18 protein-coding genes, 2 tRNA genes and 3 rRNA genes are annotated in these 25,339 nt (G+C 58.6%); 17 read left to right on the plus strand and 6 right to left on the minus strand.

Translation table 11 applies throughout. The features are described 5' to 3' along the window. Positions 1–3: 3 nt before the first annotated feature. The 8 genes from cydD (at position 4) to rrf (ending at position 9,929) form a co-directional block, all read left to right on the plus strand. Complete coding sequence (gene cydD / locus ACWHVV_RS08235) at positions 4–1,680, plus strand: thiol reductant ABC exporter subunit CydD (RefSeq protein ID WP_447928900.1); 1,677 nt, start codon at positions 4–6, stop codon at positions 1,678–1,680. Beyond that, on the plus strand, positions 1,677–3,401 hold the full coding sequence (gene cydC, locus ACWHVV_RS08240) for a thiol reductant ABC exporter subunit CydC (RefSeq protein WP_447928901.1): 1,725 nt from the start codon (positions 1,677–1,679) through the stop codon (positions 3,399–3,401). Before cydD ends, cydC begins: the two co-directional genes overlap by 4 nt. 15 nt (positions 3,402–3,416) lie before the next feature. Next, positions 3,417–4,415 carry an adenosine deaminase gene (locus ACWHVV_RS08245; protein ID WP_447928902.1) on the plus strand — a complete coding sequence of 333 codons (999 nt, stop codon included), beginning with the start codon at positions 3,417–3,419 and terminating at the stop codon, positions 4,413–4,415. Positions 4,416–4,679: 264 nt separating this feature from the next. Continuing rightward, a 16S ribosomal RNA gene (locus ACWHVV_RS08250) occupies positions 4,680–6,212 on the plus strand. 86 nt (positions 6,213–6,298) lie between these two features. Next, a tRNA-Ile gene (locus ACWHVV_RS08255) sits at positions 6,299–6,375 on the plus strand. 104 nt (positions 6,376–6,479) lie between these two features. Next, positions 6,480–6,555: transfer RNA gene (locus tag ACWHVV_RS08260), tRNA-Ala, on the plus strand. Between the two features lie 255 nt (positions 6,556–6,810). Beyond that, positions 6,811–9,702 (plus strand): 23S ribosomal RNA (locus tag ACWHVV_RS08265). A gap of 111 nt (positions 9,703–9,813) precedes the next feature. Next, a 5S ribosomal RNA gene (gene rrf, locus ACWHVV_RS08270) occupies positions 9,814–9,929 on the plus strand. Together the 16S, 23S and 5S rRNA genes with 2 tRNA genes alongside form the textbook arrangement of a ribosomal RNA operon. Positions 9,930–10,506: 577 nt before the next feature. On the opposite strand, the gene guaD is transcribed toward rrf, so the two are convergent. The 4 genes from guaD to xdhA are packed head-to-tail and all read right to left on the minus strand — an operon-like array spanning position 10,507 to position 16,549. Then, positions 10,507–11,823 (minus strand): guanine deaminase, encoded by a 1,317-nt coding sequence (guaD, locus tag ACWHVV_RS08275; protein WP_447928903.1) that lies wholly within the window; start codon positions 11,821–11,823, stop codon positions 10,507–10,509. A 1-nt stretch (position 11,824) separates the two neighbouring features. Beyond that, entirely contained in the window at positions 11,825–12,691 is an 867-nt protein-coding gene (gene xdhC / locus ACWHVV_RS08280; RefSeq protein ID WP_447928904.1) for a xanthine dehydrogenase accessory protein XdhC, read from the minus strand. After that, positions 12,688–15,111 (minus strand): xanthine dehydrogenase molybdopterin binding subunit, encoded by a 2,424-nt coding sequence (xdhB, locus tag ACWHVV_RS08285; protein WP_447928905.1) that lies wholly within the window; start codon positions 15,109–15,111, stop codon positions 12,688–12,690. Before xdhB ends, xdhC begins: the two co-directional genes overlap by 4 nt. Next, on the minus strand, positions 15,095–16,549 hold the full coding sequence (xdhA, locus tag ACWHVV_RS08290) for a xanthine dehydrogenase small subunit (protein WP_447928906.1): 1,455 nt from the start codon (positions 16,547–16,549) through the stop codon (positions 15,095–15,097). Before xdhA ends, xdhB begins: the two co-directional genes overlap by 17 nt. A 180-nt stretch (positions 16,550–16,729) precedes the next feature. Between xdhA and ACWHVV_RS08295 the strand changes: the two genes are divergently transcribed. Then, on the plus strand, positions 16,730–17,356 hold the full coding sequence (locus ACWHVV_RS08295; protein ID WP_447928907.1) for a TetR family transcriptional regulator C-terminal domain-containing protein: 627 nt from the start codon (positions 16,730–16,732) through the stop codon (positions 17,354–17,356). Between the two features lie 16 nt (positions 17,357–17,372). On the opposite strand, the gene ACWHVV_RS08300 is transcribed toward ACWHVV_RS08295, so the two are convergent. Continuing rightward, positions 17,373–17,702 (minus strand): DUF6482 family protein, encoded by a 330-nt coding sequence (locus tag ACWHVV_RS08300; protein ID WP_447928908.1) that lies wholly within the window; start codon positions 17,700–17,702, stop codon positions 17,373–17,375. Positions 17,703–17,714: 12 nt separating this feature from the next. Next, a complete protein-coding gene (locus ACWHVV_RS08305; protein WP_447928909.1) occupies positions 17,715–17,924 on the minus strand; it encodes a hypothetical protein in 210 nt (69 codons plus the stop codon). A 393-nt stretch (positions 17,925–18,317) separates the two neighbouring features. Between ACWHVV_RS08305 and ACWHVV_RS08310 the strand changes: the two genes are divergently transcribed. The 8 genes from ACWHVV_RS08310 (at position 18,318) to ACWHVV_RS08345 (ending at position 25,337) form a co-directional block, all read left to right on the plus strand. After that, positions 18,318–19,352 (plus strand): COX15/CtaA family protein, encoded by a 1,035-nt coding sequence (locus ACWHVV_RS08310; RefSeq protein ID WP_447928910.1) that lies wholly within the window; start codon positions 18,318–18,320, stop codon positions 19,350–19,352. Positions 19,353–19,510: 158 nt separating this feature from the next. Continuing rightward, positions 19,511–19,978, plus strand: a complete 468-nt coding sequence (locus ACWHVV_RS08315) for a DUF2489 domain-containing protein (protein ID WP_447928911.1) — start codon at positions 19,511–19,513, stop codon at positions 19,976–19,978. A gap of 298 nt (positions 19,979–20,276) precedes the next feature. After that, positions 20,277–21,149, plus strand: a complete 873-nt coding sequence (locus tag ACWHVV_RS08320; RefSeq protein ID WP_447928912.1) for an OmpA family protein — start codon at positions 20,277–20,279, stop codon at positions 21,147–21,149. Positions 21,150–21,510: 361 nt separating this feature from the next. Continuing rightward, a complete protein-coding gene (locus tag ACWHVV_RS08325; RefSeq protein WP_447928913.1) occupies positions 21,511–22,284 on the plus strand; it encodes a DUF3450 domain-containing protein in 774 nt (257 codons plus the stop codon). Beyond that, on the plus strand, positions 22,281–23,642 hold the full coding sequence (locus ACWHVV_RS08330) for a MotA/TolQ/ExbB proton channel family protein (RefSeq protein WP_447928914.1): 1,362 nt from the start codon (positions 22,281–22,283) through the stop codon (positions 23,640–23,642). The genes ACWHVV_RS08325 and ACWHVV_RS08330 overlap by 4 nt, the downstream gene beginning before the upstream one ends. Further along, the gene (locus ACWHVV_RS08335) at positions 23,643–24,185 is read left to right on the plus strand and encodes a MotA/TolQ/ExbB proton channel family protein (RefSeq protein WP_447928915.1); all 543 of its coding nucleotides are present in this window, start codon (positions 23,643–23,645) and stop codon (positions 24,183–24,185) included. Beyond that, complete coding sequence (locus tag ACWHVV_RS08340) at positions 24,178–24,585, plus strand: ExbD/TolR family protein (RefSeq protein WP_447928916.1); 408 nt, start codon at positions 24,178–24,180, stop codon at positions 24,583–24,585. Before ACWHVV_RS08335 ends, ACWHVV_RS08340 begins: the two co-directional genes overlap by 8 nt. Then, positions 24,582–25,337, plus strand: a complete 756-nt coding sequence (locus tag ACWHVV_RS08345; protein WP_447928917.1) for a TonB family protein — start codon at positions 24,582–24,584, stop codon at positions 25,335–25,337. The genes ACWHVV_RS08340 and ACWHVV_RS08345 overlap by 4 nt, the downstream gene beginning before the upstream one ends. Positions 25,338–25,339 lie beyond the last annotated feature (2 nt).

Genomic DNA, 25,339 nt, shown 5'->3' on the forward strand with positions numbered 1-25,339 from the left:
CCTATGAGGGGTAATAACCAAAACCCTGAGCTGGTAACGCCGCGCCACTTTCTTAAAACGCTAGCCCAACAAGAACGAAAAAGGCTAGCGGGTGCGGCGGCCTGCGGGGTGTTGGCCGGGACCAGTACCGCCATCATGCTGGTGGGGCTGGCTTGGCTGGTCGATCAAATCCTTTTGCAGAACCGGCCACTGGCCTCGCTTGGCGAGGCCTTTTTAGCGCTTATGGGCTTGGTCGTACTGCGCGCATTTTTTCAATGGGGTCAGGAAGTATTGGGGCTCGAGGCAAGCCTTCGGATTCGCCAGCGGGTTAGAAAAGAGCTGATGGCGAAGCTTTCAAGCCTCGGTCCCTTGTGGCTGACCCGTCACCAAAGCGGGGCGCTTGCCACCCAGGTGGTCGAGCACGTCGACGCGCTGGAAGGCTACTTTGCCCGCTTTCATCCCCAACTTCGTATCGTGTTGCTGGTGCCGCTGATTATCGCTTGCATCGTTGGCGCTCTCGATTACCTGGTCGTCATTTTCCTGTTGCTTTCCGCGCCGCTCATCCCGGTTTTCATGGCGCTGGTGGGGATGAGTGCGGAACGCCTGAACCGCGAGCAGTTCGGCGCGGTCTCGAGGCTCTCGGCCCACTTCGTTGACCGGGTACGGGGCATGAGTACACTGCAGCTTTTTGGGCGCACGGCGAAAGCGCGCCGCGACGTGTGGTATGCCACCGACGAGTACCGCCGTTTGAGCATGAAAACATTGCGTCTTGCGTTTCTCTCTTCGGCGGTGCTCGAGTTCTTTGCTTCTGTGGCGATTGCGGTGGTGGCCATGTACGTCGGCTTTGGCCTGCTTGGTTACATCGATTACGGCCCGGCGGCCTCGTTAACGCTTTTCTCCGGGTTGGGTGTGCTGTTGCTGGCGCCGGAGTTTTTCCAGCCGCTGCGCACGCTCTCCCAACACTACCACGACCGCGCGGCGGCGCTGGCGGCGGCGGAAAGCCTGGTGTTCATCCTGAACGAGCCCGACTGGCTGGCAGTACCCGGCAATACCCCACAAAGCGCCCAGGCGCTTTGCGAACTCGATGATGTCAGCGTGGGTTACGGCCAGAGCGAGCCCATTCTGAGTCGGGTGTCGCTGGCGCTTGCCCCGGGCGACGTCGTTGCTCTAACCGGGGCCTCGGGCAGCGGCAAGTCATCGCTTTTAGCGCTTTTAGCGGGCTTCATGCCCCCCCGTGAAGGTGAGCTTCGCTGCGCGCAGGGGCTAACGGTTGCCTGGCTGGATCAAAGCCCCTGCTTGCTGCAGGGAAGCCTTGCGGAGAACCTGAGGCTGGCCAATCCGGGCGCAAGCGAAAACGATCTGTTCGATGCGCTGACGCGTGCAGGGCTCAAGGAGCTTCTGGCTGCGCTTCCCGAAGGGCTCGATACCCCGCTTGGCGAGCGCGGCGTAGGGCTCTCCGGCGGCCAGGCCCAGCGCCTGGCCCTGGCGCGTGTCTATTTGAGCCCGGCGCCGCTGGTGCTGCTCGACGAGCCGACCGCCAATTTGGATAACGCGACCGAGGCGCTGGTGATCGAAGCGCTCCAGGCGTGGGCAAAAGCAGGGCGCACGCTGGTCATCGCTACCCATCACCAACAGGTCATGTCGATCGCAACCCGCCATTTTCACTGTGAAAGCGCCCATGTGCGGGAGGTAGCTTTATGAAAGACCTTTACCAGGCGTTCCGCCCCTGGCTTTTTTTGCTGACGCGCCGCCGCCGACCCTTTTTCGTGGGCGCGCTGCTGCTGCTGGTGACGCTGCTGGCTGGGCTTGCGCTTTTAGGGCTTTCGGGCTGGTTCATCACCGCCTGCGCGCTGGCTGGTCTTGCGCTGGCGGCGGGGCTGCCGACGACGCTCGATATCTACGTCCCCGGGGGCGGGATCCGTTTTTTTGCACTGCTACGCACCGTCGCCCGCTATGTCGAGCGGCTATATAACCACAATACGGTGCTGACCCTTTTGGCCGATCTGCGCCACAAGGTGTTTGGTTATCTGACTCATATGGATGCCGCCACCCTGGGCCGCCGCCGGGCGAGCGATTGGCTCACCCGCCTCACCGCAGATATCGACACCCTGGATAATTTCTATCTGCGTCTTTTGATACCGCCCTTCGTGGCGCTTGCGGCGATTATCGTCGTGTCGCTATTTACGGCTCTTTGGCTGCCCGGGCTTGCGGTCGTCGTTGGGCTGACGCTCGGCGCGCTTTGGATCGTGCTCACCCTGGGTTTTGCCTGGCTGGGGTTTCGTCAAAGCTATCAGCAGGTGCGCGACCAGGGGGCACTGCGCAACCTGGTGCTCGATCAAATCCAGGCGCGCGCGGAGCTTACGAGCTATCAAACCAATGATTGGCACCAGCAAAAAATCGATGCACTCGAGGCGCGGGCCGCCACCAATCAGCGGCTTTTAGCACTAAAGGCGGCGTTGGGTAATGCGCTGATCCTTCTGGTCACGGGGGGGCTTTTAGTCGGCGTGATGTGGTTTGTAAGTCAGCCGGATATTCAGCAAGCGGTCAGCGCTCCTATCGCGGTGATGATACTGCTGCTCGTTTTGGGTAGTAGCGAGATATTCACCGCGTTGCCTTCCTCCTTTATCAAGCTGGGGGCAAGCTATGCAAGTGTTCAGCGTCTGAATCAGCTCACGCCTTCTCAGGCCGAGGAAGCGGAGCCTGCCTCATCCGTACTACCCGCCGACCAAACGGGCTACGCGATCGCCCTCGAGCAGGTAAGCTACTGCTACCCGGGCATGCTGGAGCCGGCCCTGGAAGGCGTATCCTTTGACGTTCCCGCCGGCGCGCGCATCGCGATTACCGGCGTGTCCGGGGCGGGTAAGTCGACGCTTGCTCATCTGCTTCTCGGGCGTATCGCCCCGAGTAAAGGCAGCGTGAGCGTTGCAGGCCAGGCCGCTGACGCGCTGGCTTTTGAGGAGCGCGCTCAGCGCTTCGCGTTTCTGTCCCAGCAGGTTGACCTTTTCGACGCCACCCTTGCCGAGAACCTGCGCCTGGCCGATGAGTCCGCCGATGACCAGGCGCTTTGGCAGGTGTTGGCGCGTGTTGGTCTGGAAGACTGGGCGCGTCGCCAGCCCAATGGGTTACAAACGCCGGTAGGCGAGAAGGGGCGTCAACTTTCGGGCGGCCAGGCGCGCCGGGTGGCACTGGCAAGGCTTTTTCTTCGCGACCCGCAAGTGGTGCTGCTGGATGAGCCGTTTGCCGGTGTCGACAGCGAGACTGCCCGCCATCTTGCTGACTCCCTCGCCCAGTGGCTTACAGGGCGAACGGCCATCTACTTTATTCACCAGGTCGATGATGTATCGCTGTTACCCGGGCTCACGTATAGTTATTCGCTTCGCCACGGCCGGCTCATAAGTGGCCAGCGCATGGCGGCGTGTTAGCAATAGGGGAATGTAATGCAAGAGTTTTTACGCCAACTGCCCAAGACAGAGCTCCACTTACATATCGAGGGCTCTATCGAGCCGGAGCTGATGTTCGCGCTTGCCAAGCGCAACGGCATCGCGCTCGATTACGCCACTATCGATGATGTCAAAGCAGCGTATCGGTTCGAAAACCTGCAGGGGTTTTTGGATCTCTATTACCAGGGCATGAACGTACTACGCACCCAGCAGGACTTTTATGATCTAGCGCTTGACTACTTCAAGCGTGCCCGGGGTGAAGGCGTCGTGCATATCGACATGCACTTCGACCCCCAGGCGCACCTGAGCCGGGGCGTAACCCTCGATGTCGTTATGGGCGGGCTGCTTCAGGCCAAACAGGAAGCCGAGGCGTCGCTGGATCTTTCCGTGGGGATGATCATGGCGTTTCTTCGCGACCGTTCGGCCGACGAAGCGTTGGACGTGTTTGAGAGGGCCGCCCCTTACTGGAAAGAGCTCGACGCCGTTGGACTCGATAGCGCGGAGTACGACAACCCGCCTGGCCAGTTCAAAGCGGTTTTTGATCGCGCCCGGGAAGAGGGCATCCGCTGCGTTGCCCACGCGGGGGAGGAGGGCCCAGCGGCGTACATTCGTCAGGCCCTCGATGAGCTCAAGATCGTTCGCGTGGACCACGGTGTTCGCTGCCTGGAAGACAGTGAGCTGGTCGAGCGCCTTCGCCGTGAGCAAACAGTGCTGACGGTCTGTCCGCTCTCCAACGTGAGCTTGAAGGTGGTCGATCAGCTTCATCAGCATCCGCTGCCCAAATTGCTCGAAGAGGGCTTGAAGGTAACGATCAGCTCGGACGATCCGGCCTATTTTGGCGGTGGCCTGCTTGCCAACCATATTGCGTGTCTGAACGCGTTTGGCTGGAGCAAGGCAACGTTTCATCAGCTAAACCGTAACGCCCTCGAAGAAGCCTTCATGAACGAGGAGCGCCGGCAAGTGTTACTCGCACGTCTGGACCAGGCAATTAATTGAGAAAAGCACACGCCAAAGGGTTGACGTATAACCATAAGTGAGTAGAATACGCACCACATCGAACGGGCAGCGCCCTTCGGTAGCTCTTTAACAATTTGATCAGGTAATTCATGTGGGCGTTTGCCGATGAGGGTGACAAGTCACCAAATATCAAGGCAAGCGCACAAGAAGAATTTTCGAATTCTTCAAATTCGTTTGAACCTTGAGCCAGGATTGATTCGCCTCTGTTGCTTTCGAGCGACAGGCAAGAATCACAATGATTTTAAACTGAAGAGTTTGATCATGGCTCAGATTGAACGCTGGCGGCAGGCTTAACACATGCAAGTCGAGCGGTAACAGGTCCAGCTTGCTGGACGCTGACGAGCGGCGGACGGGTGAGTAATGCATAGGAATCTACCCGGTAGTGGGGGATAACCTGGGGAAACCCAGGCTAATACCGCATACGTCCTACGGGAGAAAGGGGGCTTTGGCTCCCGCTATCGGATGAGCCTATGTCGGATTAGCTGGTTGGTGAGGTAACGGCTCACCAAGGCAACGATCCGTAGCTGGTCTGAGAGGATGATCAGCCACATCGGGACTGAGACACGGCCCGAACTCCTACGGGAGGCAGCAGTGGGGAATATTGGACAATGGGCGCAAGCCTGATCCAGCCATGCCGCGTGTGTGAAGAAGGCTTTCGGGTTGTAAAGCACTTTCAGCGAGGAAGAACGCCTGGCGGTTAATACCCGCCAGGAAAGACATCACTCGCAGAAGAAGCACCGGCTAACTCCGTGCCAGCAGCCGCGGTAATACGGAGGGTGCAAGCGTTAATCGGAATTACTGGGCGTAAAGCGCGCGTAGGTGGCATGACAAGCCGGTTGTGAAAGCCCCGGGCTCAACCTGGGAACGGCATCCGGAACTGTCACGCTAGAGTGCAGGAGAGGAAGGTGGAATTCCCGGTGTAGCGGTGAAATGCGTAGAGATCGGGAGGAATACCAGTGGCGAAGGCGGCCTTCTGGACTGACACTGACACTGAGGTGCGAAAGCGTGGGTAGCAAACAGGATTAGATACCCTGGTAGTCCACGCCGTAAACGATGTCGACCAGCCGTTGGGTGCCTTGTGCACTTTGTGGCGAAGTTAACGCGATAAGTCGACCGCCTGGGGAGTACGGCCGCAAGGTTAAAACTCAAATGAATTGACGGGGGCCCGCACAAGCGGTGGAGCATGTGGTTTAATTCGATGCAACGCGAAGAACCTTACCTACCCTTGACATCCTGCGAACCCGGAAGAGATTCCGGGGTGCCTTCGGGAACGCAGAGACAGGTGCTGCATGGCTGTCGTCAGCTCGTGTTGTGAAATGTTGGGTTAAGTCCCGTAACGAGCGCAACCCTTGTCCCTATTTGCCAGCACGTAATGGTGGGAACTCTAGGGAGACTGCCGGTGACAAACCGGAGGAAGGTGGGGACGACGTCAAGTCATCATGGCCCTTACGGGTAGGGCTACACACGTGCTACAATGGCCGGTACAAAGGGCTGCGAACTCGCGAGAGTAAGCGAATCCCATAAAGCCGGTCTCAGTCCGGATCGGAGTCTGCAACTCGACTCCGTGAAGTCGGAATCGCTAGTAATCGTGGATCAGAATGCCACGGTGAATACGTTCCCGGGCCTTGTACACACCGCCCGTCACACCATGGGAGTGGACTGCACCAGAAGTGGTTAGCCTAACTTTGGAGGGCGATCACCACGGTGTGGTTCATGACTGGGGTGAAGTCGTAACAAGGTAGCCGTAGGGGAACCTGCGGCTGGATCACCTCCTTAAACGATGCGTCACTCTCCCGGCAAGCGCTCACAATGAATTACCTGATCAAGTGATAGAGCAAACGGTTGATGCACGATCCCCTCTTGGGTCTGTAGCTCAGTTGGTTAGAGCGCACCCCTGATAAGGGTGAGGTCGGCAGTTCGAGTCTGCCCAGACCCACCAAATTTCATCCATCGCTGCGTTATTTCATGACTCGCATAGAAGGCTATGCTTCGCCATGAAATGCCTTGTGCTGAATGAAATTCCGAGAGGCAAGTGCCAATAATGGGGCCATAGCTCAGCTGGGAGAGCGCCTGCCTTGCACGCAGGAGGTCAGCGGTTCGATCCCGCTTGGCTCCACCATTATCTCCACTACCGTTTGTTTGTTTCGTGACCATTGATAAGTCGCACGTCGTACGTCGCCTTATCACTGTTCATTGAACAGTCGCTCTTTAACAATGTATATCATGCTGACAGTATCGAATGACGATACGAAGACAAAAGCCCCCGGGCTTGCGTGTTCGTGACGTGATCTCGATACGCAATTGTTTTGTGATACGTTTCAAGCGTATCCGGCAATCGTTGTCATTGCGGGATCCAGACTCCTTCGGGTTATAGGGTCAAGCAATGAAGCGCACACGGTGGATGCCTAGGCAGTCAGAGGCGATGAAAGACGTTGTAGCCTGCGATAAGGTTCGGTGAGGTGGCAAACAACCTGCGACCCGGACATCTCTGAATGGGGAAACCCACTGACCACAAGGTCAGTATCGTATCCTGAATACATAGGGATACGAGGCGAACCGGGGGAACTGAAACATCTAAGTACCCCGAGGAAAAGAAATCAACCGAGATTCCCCCAGTAGCGGCGAGCGAACGGGGACCAGCCCTTAAGCATGTGAATGGCTAGACGAACGGATTGGGAAGTCCGGCCGTAGCGGGTGATAGCCCCGTAGTCGAAAGTCTGATCATGTGAAATCGAGTAGGTCGGGGCACGAGAAACCCTGATTGAAGACGGGGGGACCATCCTCCAAGGCTAAATACTCCTGACTGACCGATAGTGAACCAGTACCGTGAGGGAAAGGCGAAAAGAACCCCGGCGAGGGGAGTGAAATAGATCCTGAAACCGTGTGCGTACAAGCAGTAGGAGCAGACTTGTTCTGTGACTGCGTACCTTTTGTATAATGGGTCAGCGACTTATATTCAGTGGCGAGCTTAACCGATAGGGGAGGCGTAGCGAAAGCGAGTCTTAACTGGGCGACCAGTCGCTGGATATAGACCCGAAACCGGGCGATCTATCCATGAGCAGGGTGAAGGTTGAGTAACATCAACTGGAGGCCCGAACCAGGATCTGTTGAAAAAGATTTGGATGACTTGTGGATCGGAGTGAAAGGCTAATCAAGCCCGGAGATAGCTGGTTCTCCTCGAAAGCTATTTAGGTAGCGCCTCACGTATCACCACCGGGGGTAGAGCACTGTTTCGGCTAGGGGGCCATCCCGGCTTACCAACCCGAGGCAAACTCCGAATACCGGTGAGTGCAGCGTGGGAGACACACGGCGGGTGCTAACGTCCGTCGTGAAAAGGGCAACAACCCGGACCGTCAGCTAAGGTCCCCAAATCCTGGTTAAGTGGGAAACGATGTGGGAAGGCTCAGACAGCTAGGAGGTTGGCTTAGAAGCAGCCATCCTTTAAAGAAAGCGTAATAGCTCACTAGTCGAGTCGGCCTGCGCGGAAGATGTAACGGGGCTCAAACCAGGTACCGAAGCTACGGGTTCATCCTCTGGATGAGCGGTAGAGGAGCGTCGTGTAAGCCGATGAAGGTGGATCGAGAGGTCTGCTGGAGGTATCACGAGTGCGAATGCTGACATGAGTAACGATAAGGGGAGTGAAAAACTCCCCCGCCGGAAGACCAAGGTTTTCTGTTCGATGCTAATCAGAGCAGAGTGAGTCGGCCCCTAAGGCGAGGCCGAAAGGCGTAGTCGATGGGAAACGGGCTAATATTCCCGTACCGGATGTCATTGCGATGGGGGGACGGAGAAGGCTAGGTGAGCCAGGCGTTGGTTGTCCTGGTGAAAGCGAGTAGGCCTGGGTCTCAGGTAAATCCGGGACCCTTTAAAGCCGAGACGCGAGACGAACGGACCAAGGTCCGGAAGTCACTGATGCCACGCTTCCAGGAAAAGCCTCTAAGCTTCAGATGACATGCGACCGTACCCCAAACCGACACAGGTGGTCAGGGTGAGAATCCCAAGGCGCTTGAGAGAACTCGGGTGAAGGAACTAGGCAAAATGGTGCCGTAACTTCGGGAGAAGGCACGCCGGATTAGGGTGAGAGGACTTGCTCCTTTAGCCCGAACCGGTCGAAGATACCAGGTGGCTGCAACTGTTTAGTAAAAACACAGCACTCTGCTAACGCGCAAGCGGACGTATAGGGTGTGACGCCTGCCCGGTGCCGGAAGGTTAAGTGATGGTGTTAGCCCTCTGGGCGAAGCTCTTGATCGAAGCCCCGGTAAACGGCGGCCGTAACTATAACGGTCCTAAGGTAGCGAAATTCCTTGTCGGGTAAGTTCCGACCTGCACGAATGGCGTAATGATGGCCACGCTGTCTCCACCCGAGACTCAGTGAAATTGAAATCGCCGTGAAGATGCGGTGTACCCGCGGCTAGACGGAAAGACCCCGTGAACCTTTACTATAGCTTCACACTGGATACTGATGTTGCCTGTGTAGGATAGCTGGGAGGCTTTGAACTCCGGACGCCAGTTCGGAGGGAGCCAACCTTGAAATACCAGCCTGGCATCATTGGTGTTCTCACTCGGGTCCGTTATCCGGATCGAGGACAGTGTGTGGTGGGTAGTTTGACTGGGGCGGTCTCCTCCCAAAGAGTAACGGAGGAGCACGAAGGTACCCTCAGCACGGTCGGACATCGTGCAATGAGTGCAAGAGCATAAGGGTGCTTGACTGCGAGACAGACACGTCGAGCAGGTGCGAAAGCAGGTTCTAGTGATCCGGTGGTTCTGTATGGAAGGGCCATCGCTCAACGGATAAAAGGTACTCCGGGGATAACAGGCTGATACCGCCCAAGAGTTCACATCGACGGCGGTGTTTGGCACCTCGATGTCGGCTCATCACATCCTGGGGCTGAAGTCGGTCCCAAGGGTATGGCTGTTCGCCATTTAAAGTGGTACGCGAGCTGGGTTTAGAACGTCGTGAGACAGTTCGGTCCCTATCTGCCGTGGGCGTTGGATGTTTGAGAAGGGCTGCTCCTAGTACGAGAGGACCGGAGTGGACGCACCTCTGGTGTTCCGGTTGTCACGCCAGTGGCATTGCCGGGTAGCTATGTGCGGACGGGATAACCGCTGAAAGCATCTAAGCGGGAAGCCCCCTTCAAGATGAGACATCCCCGAGGCCTCGAGCCTCCTGAAGGGCCCAGCGAGACCAGCTGGTTGATAGGCACGGTGTGGACGCGCTGCAAGGCGTTGAGCTAACGTGTACTAATGGCCCGTGAGGCTTGACCCTATAACACCCAAGGGGTCTGGTCCTGCAGTGACAACGACGCTCGATAGAGCACCGGATACGCAAAAAAGAAACGATCACAAGACAGTCAGCCGATATACATTGAAAGTTACGCCTGACGACCATGGCTTGCGTGAACCACCCGATCCCTTGCCGAACTCGGAAGTGAAACCGCAACGCGCCGATGGTAGTGTGGGGTCTCCCCATGCGAGAGTAGGTTATCGTCAGGCACCTCTTCGAAAAAGCCCCGAGCACTTTGTGTTCGGGGCTTTTTTATGCGTGCAGGAAAAAGGCCCGGGAGAAGACACGGGCACTGGCAGGGGGCATAAAAACTATCAGTGCCACTTAGCCCTTGTAGGAGCCCAATTCATTGGGCGATGGCGGCGCCCGCCGCCCGGGGTGGAATCCGGCACAGTGCCTGCCGTCCACCCCGGCGGCGCGGTGCGCCGCATCGCTGGCTGAAGCCTGCTCCTACAAAAACGGGGGGCACAACAAGGGTATCGTGCCTCCGTACCTCTGTAGGAGCCCAATTTTATTGGGCGATGGCGGCGCCCAGCCGCCCGGGGTTGAATCCGGCACCGTGCCCGCCATCCACCCCGGCGGCGCGGTGCGCCGCATCGCTGGCTGAAGCCTGCTCCTACAAAAACGGGGGGCACAAGGGCCTCGGTGCCACCGCGCCCTTGTAGGAGCCCGATTCATTGGTGGTCCGACACCTCGGCGATGGCGGCGCCCGCCGCCCGGGGTTGGATTCGCCACCATGCCCGGCATCCCCTCCGGCACCGTGAAGCCTGCTCCTACACTACGTTTTTACCAAGCCTCACGGGCATGCTGGCAGCGACCGTTCGACCAGGTTTCAAAAATAGCGCGGTCATCACCTAGCATCATTAGCGCGAACAGGCGCTCGCCAAGGGTTGTGCATCGCTTTATGCGCCGCGTTAAAAGCGGGGTGGCGGCTGGGTCGATCACCACAAAATCTGCTTCCATGGAAGGCTTGAGCTGGCCGATCACGTGATCGAGCGAAAGCGTTTTAGCGTTACCGTGCGTCAGCCCGTAAAAACCCTGCCAGGCAGTAAGTGGCTGGTCGACAAGCTGGCCCACCTGATAGGCACTTTTCAACGTCGCAAAGCCGGTCAGGTCCGTACCCGCGCCGATGTCGCTTGCGTAGGTAAACGCCATGCCGGTTTTGTCCGCAGCATCTCGATCGAAAAGCCCGCTACCTAAAAAAACATTGGAACTCGGGCAAAAGGCGATGCTGGCACCCTGCGCTGCCAAGCGCTGTCGCATGCTGTCATTGAGATGTACGCCGTGGGCGAAGGTGCTTTTAGGACCGACCAACCCGGCCTGCTCGTAAACGGCCAGGTAATCCTTACTACCGGGAAAGAGTTCCGCCACCCATTCGAGCTCGCCGCTGTTTTCAGCTAAATGTGTTTGTAGCCAAAGTGTAGGGTCGTTACGTAACAGTGCGCCGGCCGCATCCATTTGCGCTTGGGTCGAGGTCGGCGCAAAGCGGGGTGTGACGCTATAGCCAAGTCGGTCTTGACCGTGCCAATCGGCGATCAGCCTTTCGGTATCCGCCACGCCGCGAACGCCATCCAGTAGTTGCTGTGGCGCATTGCGATCCATCATCACCTTGCCCGCGAGCATACGCAGCCCGCGCTTCTGGCAGGCAATAAAAAAGGCGTCGACCGAGGGTGGGTGGCTTGAGCCAAACACCTGAGCCGTCGTCGTTCCGGCACGCAGCATTTCATTTAAAAATGCCTGGGAAAGCGCCTCGGCGTGCGCGGGGTCTTGAAAGCGGCACTCTTCAGGAAAGGTGTATTCGTTCAACCAGTCCAGCAGCTGACGCCCATAAGAGGCCATGATATCGAGCTGCACGTAGTGCACGTGGCTATCGATAAAGCCGGGCATGATGAGCTTGTCGGAATAATCGAGAATGTTCGCCTCGGAGGGGAGGCGGGCGGTCAGCTCGTTGAAACGGCCGACGGCGTGGATATGGCCGCCCTTGAGCCATAAAAGGCCGTCCTCGAAATGTTCGACGCTGCCTGGGGCTGGTTTATCGCCATGGCCGGGGTTGTCAGCGAAACTTAAAATTTCGGCGCGTATTAAAGTATCGTTAGTCGTCATATCATTTATAGGATGGAGAGTCTTTGAAAAGCGGTTTCAATGTGGTGCTCTCGAGACCGCGTATGGAAGTGGGCTGCTCGCAGTCGGTAAGCCAGAGCAGCTCCGTCACGGCGCTTAGCGCAATTGCGTAAGGCGCCTTGTTGTAAAGTTTGGCGCCGTTGAACGCACCAATGGGGCTTCTTACCCGTTCGATCTGCTCAGTACTATGCCCTGCACGCTCAAGTCGGCCTTTGAAGCTGGCCCACTTGCTTTCTGAGCCGATCAGGCCGATCGAAGCGGCATCTTCTCGCTCGATGAGTGCTTCAATGAGCGCGTAGTCCTCATCGTGGCTGTGTGTGACCACGATGGCGTGACAGTGGGGTGGAAGCGCCTGAATAGCGTGAACAGGGTCGTCGAGTAACGTCTGATTCAAACGTGGCGCGTCCGTGTCTCGAGACAGAGTATCCGGGCGGCTGTCAAACCAGTAGCGCTGCCAGGGAAGTGGATGGGTGAGCTCGACGATATGCCGGCCAATATGGCCCGCGCCGAATACCGCAAGGTGCGTTTTGGCGCCCGCGAATACTTCCAGCATGATATTGACGAAGCCACCGCAGCACTGTCCACTTCGCCCCCCCAGCGAGAACGCTTCGAGATGAAACCCGATCTCCCCGTCGCGCAGGTAGCGCCGCGCCGCCTCGATGGTTTGCCACTCGAAAGTCCCGCCGCCCAGCGTATCGACCACACCTTCCAGCGTGATGACCATGCGCGCGCCGGGCTCACGAGGAGTCGAGCCCATGGCGGTGACCTGGGTGGCCAGCACATGGGGCAGGGCGTTTCGCTGGCAGTAATCCAGCGCGGCGTGCCAGGTGGAGAGCGTGGCCTCTTTCATAGCGCTTTTGGCCTGATGGCTTGGGCGGCCAGCATTACCCGCTCGGGGGTGGCCGGGGTGTCCAGTGCCGGTGAACACCGGTATTGGGTCAAGCTCGAAAGCGCGTCACGAAGCGCTGACCAGACGCTGATACCCAGCATGAAAGGGGGCTCGCCCACCGCTTTGGAGCGGTAAAGGCTTGCCATCGAGTTGGGGTGGCCTTCCATCAGCGCCACGTTGAACACCGGCGGCAGGTCGCCGTAGGTGGGGATCTTGTAGGTGGCCGCGCTGCTGCTCATGAGGGCGCCCTTGTCACTCCACTTGAGTTCCTCACTGGTGAGCCAACCCATTGCCTGGATAAAACCACCTTCGATCTGACCGATATCGATGGCGGGATTCAGCGCATCGCCCACATCGTGCAAAATATCGACCCGATCCACCTGGTATTCACCGCTAAGCGTGTCGACGCTCGCCTCCGATACCGCCGCGCCGAAAGCGAAGTAGTAAAACGGGCGTCCTTGACCTGTGGCCCGGTCGTAGTGAATCAGGGGGGTGGCGTAAAAGCCTTTTTCCGAAAGCGATACCCGGTTTAGGTAAGCCGTTTGCACGAGCTCGCCCCAGCCAAGACGGTACTCACTTTCGCCAGTGCCGGCAATCAGCATCCCGTCTTCCAGGCGCATACCTTCACGGTCGAGCCCGCCTTCGAAATGCCCGGCGGCAAAATCGAACAGCCGCTCGCGCAGCTTGCTGGCCGCATCTCTTGCCGCCATGCCGTTCAAGTCAGCGCCACTGGAGGCCGCGGTAGGCGAGGTGTTGGGCACTTTGTCGGTGCGCGTAGCGCTAATACGAACGTTATCCAGATTGAGCCCCAGCTCACGCGCTACGACCTGGCAAATCTTGGTATGAAGCCCCTGACCCATCTCGGTGCCGCCGTGATTGATCATCACACTGCCGTCGGTATAGACGTGGAGCAGGGCACCTGCCTGGTTCAAGTGCTGGGCAGTGAAAGATATGCCGAACTTCACCGGTGTCAGCGCCAGGCCTTTTTTGATGATCGGGCTCGAATCATTGAAGGTTTTTACGCTTTCGCGGCGTGCCCAGTAGTCACTGTCGTGTTCGAGGGTTTCGATCAGTGTGTGCAGCAATGCGATCTGATCGACTTTCTGTCCGTAATGAGTGGTATCGAAACCTTCGCGGTAAAGGTTGCGCTTGCGCACGGTGAGCGGGTCGACGTTGATGCGACGGGCAATATCGTCCATGGCTGCTTCGATGGCCATCATCCCCTGGGGACCACCAAAACCACGAAACGCCGTGCTCGAAGCCGTGTTGGTCTTGGCCCGGTGGCCGGTAACCCGCGCCGCGTTCAAGCAGTAAGCGTTATCGGCGTGGAACATCGCGCGGTCGACGATAGCGTCGGACAGATCCGGCGAGTAGCCGCAGTCGCCAATGAGGTCGATATCGCCGCCCTGAATAACTCCTAGCTCGTCGATAGCCAAGCGGTAGCGATTGTGGAACGGGTGGCGTTTGCCGGTGGCCTGCATATCCGCAGTGCGTGGCAGGCGAAGGCGCACAGCTTTGCCCGTACGCCGGGCAACGATAGCGGCGATACACGCCCAGGGCGACGCCTGGGTCTCCTTGCCGCCAAAGCCGCCCCCCATGCGGCGTACTTCCACGGTCACACTATGAAAGGGGATACCCAGCACCTCGGCCACCAGCTTTTGTGTTTCGCTGGGGTGTTGGTTGGACGTATGCACCACGACACCCTCATCCTCGGTAGGCAGTACCACGCAAGCCTGACCCTCGAGGTAGAAGTGTTCCTGACCGCCGACGAACAGTGCCCCTTCGATAACGTTATCTGCGCGCTCCAGCGTTTCGCGCCACTCGCCGCGCTCTTGCACGTGGGTAGGGCGAACCAGCTCGTTGCGCTCGGTGGCCGCGACCGGGTCGAGGCGTGCCGGCTGCTCGTCGATCTCCACCCGTGCAAGCGCCGCCGCCTGGCGCGCCGCCTGATACGATGTGGCCGCTACGGCGAACAGGCACTGACCGGCGTAGCTGATCTCTCGATCAACGAAAATGGGGTCGCCGGGAAAAACCGGGCCAATGTCGGTATGCCCGGGAACATCGGCAAACGTGATGACATCCAAAACGCCGGGCGCGCGGCGCACCGCCTCAAGATCGAGTCGTGTCAGCGTACCAAAAGCCGCAGGCGAAAGCCCCAATGCGACGTGAAGCGCATCGGCCGGGGTCTTCAGATCATCGATATAGCTTGCCTTGCCGGTAACATGCTTGCGGGCGCTTTCGTGATAGCTCGACGAGCCCGCCTGGCGGTGGCCATCGCTTTCCACGGTGTGGCGCGCCAGCGGGCCGGAACCGGTAATATGATCCTTGAGTTCGCGCCGGGCGTGGCGACTTTCGCTGTCGAGCTTAGTGAGCGTACGCATGAAGCATTACCTCCTGATGGGGAGTGCTGAGCGTCACGTAAAGTCGCTCCAGTAGATTCGCCGCCGCCTGCTCGCGATAGTGCTGGCTGCCACGCACATCACTCATGGGTTGAAAGTCCTGTAAAAGCGCGCGTTGCGCCGCTTTGAAGCTTGCCCCGGACACCACCTGGCCTTCGAGCGCGGCTTCGGCATTCGAGGCGCGTTTGGACGTAGCCGCCATACCTCCAAAACCGAGGCGAACATTGGTGAGTACGTCGTCTTCAAGCGTATAGTGAAACGCCCCCAATACGGCAGAGATATCGTCCTCGCGGCGTTTGGAGAGCTTCCAGACGCGAAGCGAGGCGTTGTCATTCAGCGCCGGGATGAAAATTCGGCTAATAACTTCACCCTTTTCCAGAACGGTCTTTTTGTAATCGATAAAAAAGTGCTCGAGTGGGAGCGCGCGAACCCCGCTTGGCCCGGCGAGTTCCAGCCACGCCCCCAGTGCCAGCAGTACCGGCGGTGTATCGCCAATGGGCGAGGCGTTAGCGATATTACCGCCCAGTGTTCCCCGGTTGCGAATCTGGCGTGAGCCCAACCGCTCCAGAAGGTGGCCAAAGGCGGGGAAGTGACGTTCGAAAAGTGGCTCGAGCTCGGTATAGGTCACTGCGCTACCCACCCACCAGCCCGAAAGGGATTGATAGCTCGCCTCTTCGATAGTGCGGAGTTCACCAACGCGGGTAACATCGATAAGCTGTTTGAGCGGGCGAAGCTGCTGGGTGGTTTCAAGCCATAAATCCGTGGCACCGGCCACTAGTCTCGCCTCTGGGTAACGTGCGCGTAGCGCTACCAGTTCATCGAGCGACGTCGGCGCTGCAAAAAAGTCGGACGCATTAGCCGCCAGCTCGGCTGAGCCGGATGAGCTTTGGGGCTTGGCGGCGACGTCGAACCAGTCGGGGGATTGCCAAGGGTGTTCCTGCATCTTGAGAGCCGCATCTCGAATAGGCCGGTAGCCGGTACAGCGGCAAAGATTACCCCCTAAGGCCCCTTCGAGCATTGCGCTAGAGTAGGGTGCGTTCGAGGTAGAGCCCTCATGAAGTGTGAACAGCGACATGACGATTCCCGGCGTGCAGAAGCCGCACTGACTGGCGTGGCATTCGATCATGGTTTGCTGGGCGGGGTGTAGCTCATTGCCCGCCTCGAGGCCTTCGACAGTGATAAGGAACTTGCCCTGTAGCTGGTGGGCCGGGGTAATACAGGCGTTCAGGCTCGAGAAGCCCGCATTAGCCTCATCTGAGTCGCGAATGGCAACGGTGCAGGCGCCACAGTCGCCAGACGCACAGCCCTCTTTTGTCCCGGTTTGCCCGAGGGTTTCGCGTAAAAGCGTTAAGGTACTCGTCTCCGGCGCTACGTCGCACTGCGTTTGAACGCCATTTAGTACAAACTCAATGGTTGCCATCGGCTCCCCCCATTTTATTCTGACCAATTGGTCAATAGAGTAGAGCCTGGGTTAAAAGATAGCGTTGTGCAAGACTTTGTTGTATGCCTCTATGTGGTGCTAAAACGGCCATTTTTGGGGCGTTTTGGTGCATTTCGACGGTATGCAGCCGACCATAGTGTGTGAAGGAATCATCTTTAAATGAGCAGCCTCTCCTTGAAAGAAAGAAGTAGCCGCGATGGCGTTGAGCAATCCATTCTCGATGCGGCGGAACACGTGTTTGCGCTTCACGGATACCGGGGGGCGAGCCTTCAATCGATTGCCGACCGGGCCGGGTTACCCAAGGCCAACGTGTTGTACTATATGGGCAGCAAGCAGGCGCTTTATTTAAAGCTTCTCGATAAAATGATGCAGCGATGGAACGCGGTACTGGAGGACATTACCCCTCATAGCGACCCCAAAGTGGTGTTGAGTAACTTTATACGCACCAAAATGATGCTAGGGCAGCGCTACCCGGAAGGCTCCCGCCTGTTTGCGTTAGAAATTTTAGCCGGCGCGCCTTTTTTGGAAAGCTACCTGGAAGGGGAGCTTCGCGCGTGGGTCGAAAGTCGAGCCGCCGTCATCCGCCAGTGGTCCGCTATGGGAAAAATGGATGATGTCGACCCGCGATACCTGATTTTTCTGATTTGGTCGTCTACCCAGCACTATACCGAGTACGGCGCCCAGGTGAACGCCATACTGGGGCGCGAGCGGCTAAGCGACGAGGATGTCGCCAGCGTAACGGCATTTTTGGAGCATGTGATTTTAAAGGGGTGCGGCGTGGCCTGACCCTAAGCCGCTGTGCTCAGGTTCGAAGCGCGACCCGGGTGCCAAATTCGAGGCGTTGCTCTGCAGAGACCGTTTGAGTCGGCGCGCCGATCATTTCATCGAATACATCGGCGTGGGTCAGTACGGCCTGGTGAAAGCCCAGCGGGCGCAGCGAGCGGCTGACCCATTGAGGGCCGGTGAAAAGTTGCGTGCTACCCTTTTCATCGATCAGTTCTTTAACGCCTCTGGCGTGATGAAGTCGCACGATATACCAGCCGGTATCCAGTGCGTAGATCTCCACGCGGTACGTATCGAAGGGGGCGCGCTCTTTAGCGAGCGCGCTTAACGTGATCGTGTCGCGTTGCATGAGGTGGCAAGCCTACTCGGGCGGCTCGGCGTCAACGCCTGGCACGCGGTAACGGGCGCCTTCGGCACGCTGCTCTTCAAAGCGCTGGTTCTCGTCTTCCGGTACGACGCCTATAACGGTCTCTTGCGAGCCATCTGGCCAGGTGTAGGTCGTGCAGCCATTCAGGCCCAGCAGCAGCGCCGCGCTGAGCGAGGCCGTTAGTAAGGTACGGCGTTGAAACATCAAACACTCCCTCGATACATTATATTTCGAATAGCAGATTCGATAACACGGGTAGCCCTTCAAAGCGAGGCATCGATGCTATCCTGTGGCCTGCGCTAACGCTGTAAACTATAGCGGATACCTTCGTTAAATATAACGCAATTTATCCCAGGGTAAGAATTCGACGCTGATCCTTGCCGATGCGGGTCAGCGGTCGCGACGCTATAGCGCAGGCCAGAAACCTATGCATTGGCGTATGATCGGCTCGCGCCGTTTCTGCCGAATCAAGCCGCACTGCTTCAAACAGACAGTTCTATTTTAAGCGGTTCTCCTTTTTAAGCGGTTTTACTTTGGCTGGTATTACGAAGGATCGTTAGCAACGCACTATGGGCCGTACGTAGGTAAGGAAACAGTATGCAAGACGCCATGGAAAATCGGTTGCGATGGCTTGGCTATCTCACGTTATTCGGAACGCTTTTGACCGCCTGCGTCATTTTATTGGGTGCCTGGACGCGTTTGGTCGATGCCGGGCTTGGCTGCCCGGACTGGCCCGGCTGCTACGGGCGCTTGCTGGTGCCCAATAGCGAAGACGCCGCGCTGATACATCCTGATGCGCCCCTCGATCCGGCCAAGGCATGGATGGAAATGATTCATCGCTATATGGCTACGCTTTTAGGCGCAGTAGTCGTGAGTATCATCGTGTTTGGGCGAAAACTTCGCCACCTGGAGGGCTACCCCTGGCCGTTGAGTTTAGCGCTACTCGGGGCGATTGCGATTCAAGGTGCTTTTGGCGCCTTTACCGTCACGCTCAAGCTCTGGCCTCAGGTAGTCACGCTGCATCTTTTAGGCGGTCTGGGCGTATTGACGCTTTTTTTATGGCTTCATCTGCGCGTTCGTCACAATGTTCATAAAAGGCGCTTGAAGCGGCGCCCGATCAATGGGCTTTGGGCGGTGGCGGCAACGTTTTTGTTGCTCCAGCTTGCGTTGGGCGGGTGGGTGACCAGCAATTATGCCGGGCTTGCCTGCCAAGGGGTGCCGACGTGTAACGCACAGTGGTGGCCACCGATGGACTTCAGCGAGGCGCTGCACCTAACCCAGACGGTAGGGCCCAACTACCTTCATGGCCAGCTTCATTTCAAGGCGCGCACGGCTATACAGGTCATGCACCGTGGCGGCGCGCTGCTTTTAGGGCTCTCGCTTTTGGCGCTTTGGTGGCGTTATCGCCACATTGCGGCCTTGAAAGGCGTGCTTACGCTCGCGCTCGCCACTTTTATAACCCAAGCCGCATTAGGCGTAGCCAATGTTTTGATGTGGCTGCCACTATGGCTTGCGCTCCTGCACACCGCCGGCGCGGCGCTGCTTTCAGTGAGCGTGTGTCTAGCGTGGTGGCGCTGGCGTCAGCTAAGCGACAGCGAGTATCGACACATCCAGAAAGCCCCTTCGCGTTAGAAATTTCTTCGCGTTGAATAGGGCGTAGATAAAATTGGTTAAATCAACTATATAGGGTGTACAATTATCGCATAGTTATTGGTTAATGCCGGATCAGGGCTTTTCGGGTTTATAAGTAGCATCAGACCCTGTTGGCAAAAACTCATCAAGGAAGCCGCATGAATTCTATTTTAGCGCTAGTATTACTGTTGGTGGGCGCTGCGGTCGTGGTGGGGTTGGGCATTTATGCTTTGACCCTGCGCAAAGAAGTAAAGCGCCGCGAAGCGTTTCGCATTGAAGAAGACCAGCGCGCTCAGCAAAACAGTTTGGAAAACCTGGACTACGTGGCAAGCGCGTTGGTACAGGAACAAGTCGATATTACCGAAGGCTGCTGGCGCTGTAAGGTGCTGCTCGAGATCGTTGATCCGAGTTTGACCGAGCGCGACGAATTCCGGCCCTTCGCCGATGTATATAGCCGCACGCGCCACCTTAAAACGCATTCGGCAAGAAAGCAGCTCTCCCCGCGGGAGCGTATGAGCGAAGATAAAGAGCGCATCGAAGTCGAAAACGAGATGCGCCCGGCAGTATTGAGTGCGGCGAAAGCCGTACTCGAGTGGCGAGCCCAGGGCGGTTCGGCACTGCATTGATATAGCGATCACTTCTCTATAGACGTGCCGGTGAAGTTAGCGTACTTTTCTTGGCGTCGATAATGAGAGTTTTGCTATGCTTGAAATGCCGGTATCGGCAAGAAGTTGATATCACGGCATGGATGCGGTCTAGTCTGCCTTGGTAGGCAGGGGATGATTGGCACACCGACCGGGTTGAAGAGCGTTTCGTTCGTTCGACACCGGTCAAACGAAAAAACGGATGCTCTCGTTATATAAAAAGCATCGGATAAACGTGGTTAAACGACCTCGTTAGCATTGGATCAAGAAGGAGTCTTGCATGAAAAAATCAACGACAGGCTTGCTCATCGGTTCGGCTTTGGTAGTGGGCCTTTCCGGCTGTGCTAGCTCTGCTTCCCAATCGTCTGGCCAGGCAAGCGCAAGCAGCACCGATCGCGACTGGTACCAGCATCCGCTCGTTTGCGGTATCGCAGGCAGTTTGATTGGTGGCGGTATCGGTTACGGCGTCAGCGGTAGCTCCGATGAAGAAAGCGGCGCAGCGACCGGCGCAGCAGTCGGTGGCGCTATCGGCGGTCTGCTTTGTGCTGATCGTACACCCGAGCCGGTTGCACCGCAGTGCCCGACTTACGGTGAAGTACCGGCCGGCGTTGCAACCGATGCTCAGGGTTGCCCGCTGGATTCCGATAACGACGGTGTTCCGGATTACCGCGACCAGTGCCCGGGTACGCCTGCTGGCGTAGAGGTTGACGCTGTAGGTTGCCCGATCGATTCCGATAACGACGGCGTTCCGGATTACCGCGACCAGTGCCCGAACACCCCGGCGGGTGTTGAAGTCAATGCGCTGGGTTGCCCGGAAAGCGTTGTTCTTCAAAACGTAAACTTCGAGTTCGACTCCGCTCAGCTGACCGCTGGCGCTCAGCAAGTACTCAACGGCGTTGCAGAGCGTCTGGTTAACAACCCCGACGTTCGCGTTAGCATCGAAGGTCACACTGACTCTGTAGGTTCTGCAGAGTACAACCGTGAGCTTTCTCAGCGTCGCGCCGAGTCTGTTGCAAGCTACCTCGCCCAGCGTGGCGTACCGGCTAACGACATGCGCTCCATCGGCTACGGCGAAGATCGCCCGGTTGCTACCAACGATACAGACCAGGGCCGCGCGCAAAACCGTCGCGTTGAACTGGACGAGTGGAACTAAGCGACTCGTCATGTAATGGCCCTTTTTGGGCCGTTACTCACTAAAGCCAGCCCCTTGGCGGTTTTAGTCTAAATAAAGCGTCGGCCTCGTGCCGGCGCTTTGCTGTTTAAGACCCAGGTGTCGACCACCGCACTTGCTACCCGCACCCACCCCCGCCAGCTACTTGTTATCTCCCGCACGTTAAAACTTTCAAAAAAGCAGTATCTTTAAAGTTAGCTCTTTGAATGTTAATGATAAATATTGTCATTTGTAGAATTAGTGTTACGCTATGCAGGCGAAGGTAAACGCAAATGGTTCTTATATCTAACAGGTTTTTAGCGCTGCAGTGAACGCTAGCGCTTACCAGTGATGGAGATTTAACGTGCTGAAAAGGCCCTTCTTAAGCTTGCCAGGATGCCTGGGTATCGCTTGGGTGTTGCTAAACGCTCACGCGGCGGCAAGTGATGAAACCATCGGTCAGGCCGCGCAAGGCGTTGAGGCCCAGCAAACCCAGTCGGCCCTTCAGCAGCAGATCGACCAGGCCGACGAGCAGACGCGCAGCGCCCTCGAGGAGCTCAGAGCCCTAGAGCGTGAAACTCGCACTCTCCAGGCGTCGAACGCATCGGCCAGCGCGCGTTTGGCCGCCGAGGCCGAGCGCCAGCAGCGTTTAAGTAGCGCCCTGGATACGGTCAGCGAGACCCGCGCGGCGCTTCCCATCATAGAGCAGGATATGACCGAGCAGCTCGTCGCGTTTATCGAAAACGATTTACCTTTTTTACACGGCGAGCGCCTGGCGCGAGTGGAAAGCCTTCAGGGCGAGGGCGGTGCCGAGCGCATCGAACAGCTTTTGGAAACCTGGCGCGCCGAGCTCGAGTACGGCCGCACCGTCGACCATTGGCGCGGCCGGCTGACGCTTGACGAGGATTCACCTCGCGAGGTCGACTATTTGCGCGTGGGGCGCATTGGCTATTACTACCTGACGCCGGACGGGCGGGAAGGCGCTGTGTGGGACAGCGAAAGCGGGCAGTGGCAAGCACTGGACGAGCGTGAGCGCCGCGAAGTGCGCAATGGCCTGCGCATCGCCGACGAGCAGCGCACGCCCGAGCTCATCACCCTACCGCTATCGATCACCGCCGAGCAGGAAAGCCAGTCATGATCACATTGCAGCTCAAGCGCCGGCTCACATTGAGCGCTCTTGTCATGGCCGGTTGCCTTCTAGCCGGCCCGATCTTCGCACAATCCAGCCAGGTGACTTCGCTGAGCGAGGCGCGCCAGGCCGCCGAAGCCCGCGACCAGGCGCGGCTGGAGAGTTTTTTAAACGACCAGCAAGCCCTCGATGAGGCGCTCGAAGAAGCTCGCGCCGCTAACGACGAGGCGCAGGCGCAGCGCGACGCACTTCAGGCCCAGCAACAAGAGCAAGCGGAGCAGGCGAGCGAGCTGGCCAGCCGCCAGGGGGAGCAGGGAGAAGAGCTCTCGACTTTGCTGGCGAGCCTTGCGCGCCAAAGCGACGAAGTGCGCAACGAGCTGGGCGAGCAGAGCCTGCTTACCCTGGGCGATGCGGCACTTCCCCCGCGCCTCGATGGCGTCGAGGTGCTCGAACGCGCCCAGCTCGAAAGGGTCGTCGACAGCCTGGCCACGCTGAGCGCTCAGACCGGGCGCGCCGAACGGCTGACCCTGCCGGTGGCTAACGAGCGTGGCGACATCGAACCGCGCGATATCGTACGCTTGGGTGATTTCGCCGCCTTTACCGAGTCAGCGCTAGTGCGTATGAGCGGTGAGGAGGGCGCGCTCTCGGAAATGCCGCGCACCCCGGCAGAGATTCAGACGACGCTGGGCGAATATCACCGTGGCGAGAGCCGTCAGTTTGCCATCGACCCTTCCCAGGGCAGCGTGCTGGCCGCGCTCACCCAGCGCCCCAGCCTTTGGGAGCGCTTCCAGCAGGGCGGCTACGTGGGCTACGTAGTGGTCGTGCTCGGTGTCATCGGCTTGCTGGTCGCGCTGGCACAGTACCTCTACCTGTGGGTCGTCAGTGCGCGGGTCAAGCGCCAGCGCCGCTCGCTGGATAATCTCGACCCTAACAACCCCCTGGGGCGCGTTCTTTACCGCTTCAAGGATATGGACAAGCACCAAACCCCCGAGGCGCTCGAAGCGAGGCTCGACGAGGCGGTGCTGGCGGAGCTTCCGCGTATCGAGCGCGGTCAGCCCATGGTCAAGTTGCTGGCCGCCATCGCGCCCTTGCTGGGGCTTCTGGGCACCGTGACGGGCATGATCGTCACTTTTCAGGCCATCACCGTTTTCGGTACCGGCGACCCGCAGTTGATGGCCGGCGGTATCAGTCAGGCGCTGGTGACCACGGTGCTGGGCCTTGTCACCGCGGTACCGCTACTGTTTGCGCAAACCGCGCTGGCCAGCCGCAGCCGTTACCTGACCCAGGTCATCGAAGGCGAAGCAAGCGCTACGCTGGCCAATCATTTGGAAGCCCAGTCGGCGCACCATGGCGCGGTGGTGAACTAAATGCCGATGCTTCCACTTTGGCTCGAGCCCGTAGAACGGCTGATCGAAGCGGGCGGGGTCGTGCTGGTCGTGCTCGCGGTAGTGGCGGTCATGGTGTTCGCCATGGCGATCGAGCGCTTTTGGTACTACCGGGTGACCTGGCGTTTGGCGCGCCGCCGGCTTCTCGAGCGCTGGGCCAGCCGCCAGGATCACCGCAGCTGGAGCGCGCGAACCCTGCGCCAGGTCTGGTCCGAGGCGCTGGTGGGCAAGCTTCGCCGGCCGCTGCCTTGGCTAAAGCTTTTGGTGGCGCTTTGTCCGTTGCTCGGGCTTTTGGGCACGGTCACCGGCATGATCACGGTATTCGACAGCCTTTCCTATAGCGATACCCACCAGGCGCGCGCCATGGCCGATGGCGTGGCCCGGGCGACGCTGCCGACCCTAACGGGCATGGCCATTGCCGTGGTGGGGCTTTTATTTATTAGCCGTCTTGAGCACGTGATCCGTCGCGAGGACCAGCGTCTTCATGACCGTTTGGCGCGTGCCCTGGAGAATAACGATGCGTAGACGTCATTCGTCAGACAGTGCCGCGGACAGCAACGAGGTCAACCTGACCCCAATGCTCGACGTTGTGTTTATCATGCTGATTTTCTTCATCGTCACCACCAGCTTTATCAACGAAAGCGGTATCGAAATCGACCGTCCAGAATCCAGCGCAGCGAGCTCGCGTCCGGACGCCCAGGTACTGGTCGCGGTCACGCCGGAAGGCGCGGTGTGGGTCGATGGAAGCCCGGTGGATATCCACCGAGTCGGACAGCAAGTCGCGGGGCTTTTAAGCGCCGACGGCTCGGTCGTGATTCAGGCCGACCGCGACTCCACGACCGGGCTTTTGATCGAGGTCATGGACCGCTTGCAGCAAGCCGGGGTCGAGCAGGTAGCGGTGGCAGCGAGTCGGAGCACGCAATGATTCGTCGTTTGCTTTCGCTCGTAGCCGGTGCGGCGCTGGCGATGGGGCTCTTTTTGTGTCTTGCATTATTGGTGACTCCGCCAGAGCGCCCGCCGGAAGAGCCGGAGATGACCATGAGTATGGACATGGTGGAAGCGCCGGATGTTGCGCCCGAGCAGCAAGCGCCGGCGCCGGCCAAGGCGCCGCCGCAAGAGGCAGCGCCCCCGCCCCCGCCGGCACCGGAGCCGGTTGCCGTATCGGATAGCCCGATCACGCTACCCGATACACAGCTGCCCGAGGACCCGGTAGAGCCCGTCGAGCTCGATAGCGAGCTTCCAGAGCTTACGGAAGTCACGCCAGCGCCGACCCCCGAACCGGAACCGGCGCCGACTCCCGAGCCTACGCCCGCGCCAGCTCCTTCGCCCCAGCCCGCGCCATCACCGGCACCGGCTGAGGCGCCGGCAGAAGCGGCGCCGCCCGCCGAAGCACCGGTCTCCAACGAGCCGGTCAACGTGGGCCAGATAGCCGCGACCAGCAAGACGGATCCGGTGTATCCCAACCGTGCGGTACGCCGGGGGATGGAAGGCTTCGTCGAGGTGCGTTTTGTCGTTCGTCGAGATGGCAGCGTAGATGCGAGCACCATCGAGATCACCAACGCGCAGCCCCGGCGGGTGTTCGAGGATGCCGCCCGGGAGGCCATTGCTGGCTGGCAATTTCCGCCGAGCGAGCAGGTACGCCTTACCACCCAGCGTGTCGAATTTCAGCTGAGGTAGTC

The sequence above is a fragment of the Vreelandella sp. EE27 genome (assembly GCF_968206495.1).

What these genes read in the sequence shown, in the direction of transcription:
- cydD (WP_447928900.1), top strand. Translation starts at nt 4, where the DNA reads ATGAGGGGTAATAACCAAAACCCTGAGCTGGTAACGCCGCGCCACTTT.
- cydC (WP_447928901.1), top strand. Translation starts at nt 1,677, where the DNA reads ATGAAAGACCTTTACCAGGCGTTCCGCCCCTGGCTTTTTTTGCTGACG.
- ACWHVV_RS08245 (WP_447928902.1), top strand. Translation starts at nt 3,417, where the DNA reads ATGCAAGAGTTTTTACGCCAACTGCCCAAGACAGAGCTCCACTTACAT.
- guaD (WP_447928903.1), bottom strand. Translation starts at nt 11,823, where the DNA reads ATGACGACTAACGATACTTTAATACGCGCCGAAATTTTAAGTTTCGCT.
- xdhC (WP_447928904.1), bottom strand. Translation starts at nt 12,691, where the DNA reads ATGAAAGAGGCCACGCTCTCCACCTGGCACGCCGCGCTGGATTACTGC.
- xdhB (WP_447928905.1), bottom strand. Translation starts at nt 15,111, where the DNA reads ATGCGTACGCTCACTAAGCTCGACAGCGAAAGTCGCCACGCCCGGCGC.
- xdhA (WP_447928906.1), bottom strand. Translation starts at nt 16,549, where the DNA reads ATGGCAACCATTGAGTTTGTACTAAATGGCGTTCAAACGCAGTGCGAC.
- ACWHVV_RS08295 (WP_447928907.1), top strand. Translation starts at nt 16,730, where the DNA reads ATGAGCAGCCTCTCCTTGAAAGAAAGAAGTAGCCGCGATGGCGTTGAG.
- ACWHVV_RS08300 (WP_447928908.1), bottom strand. Translation starts at nt 17,702, where the DNA reads ATGCAACGCGACACGATCACGTTAAGCGCGCTCGCTAAAGAGCGCGCC.
- ACWHVV_RS08305 (WP_447928909.1), bottom strand. Translation starts at nt 17,924, where the DNA reads ATGTTTCAACGCCGTACCTTACTAACGGCCTCGCTCAGCGCGGCGCTG.
- ACWHVV_RS08310 (WP_447928910.1), top strand. Translation starts at nt 18,318, where the DNA reads ATGCAAGACGCCATGGAAAATCGGTTGCGATGGCTTGGCTATCTCACG.
- ACWHVV_RS08315 (WP_447928911.1), top strand. Translation starts at nt 19,511, where the DNA reads ATGAATTCTATTTTAGCGCTAGTATTACTGTTGGTGGGCGCTGCGGTC.
- ACWHVV_RS08320 (WP_447928912.1), top strand. Translation starts at nt 20,277, where the DNA reads ATGAAAAAATCAACGACAGGCTTGCTCATCGGTTCGGCTTTGGTAGTG.
- ACWHVV_RS08330 (WP_447928914.1), top strand. Translation starts at nt 22,281, where the DNA reads ATGATCACATTGCAGCTCAAGCGCCGGCTCACATTGAGCGCTCTTGTC.
- ACWHVV_RS08335 (WP_447928915.1), top strand. Translation starts at nt 23,643, where the DNA reads ATGCCGATGCTTCCACTTTGGCTCGAGCCCGTAGAACGGCTGATCGAA.
- ACWHVV_RS08340 (WP_447928916.1), top strand. Translation starts at nt 24,178, where the DNA reads ATGCGTAGACGTCATTCGTCAGACAGTGCCGCGGACAGCAACGAGGTC.
- ACWHVV_RS08345 (WP_447928917.1), top strand. Translation starts at nt 24,582, where the DNA reads ATGATTCGTCGTTTGCTTTCGCTCGTAGCCGGTGCGGCGCTGGCGATG.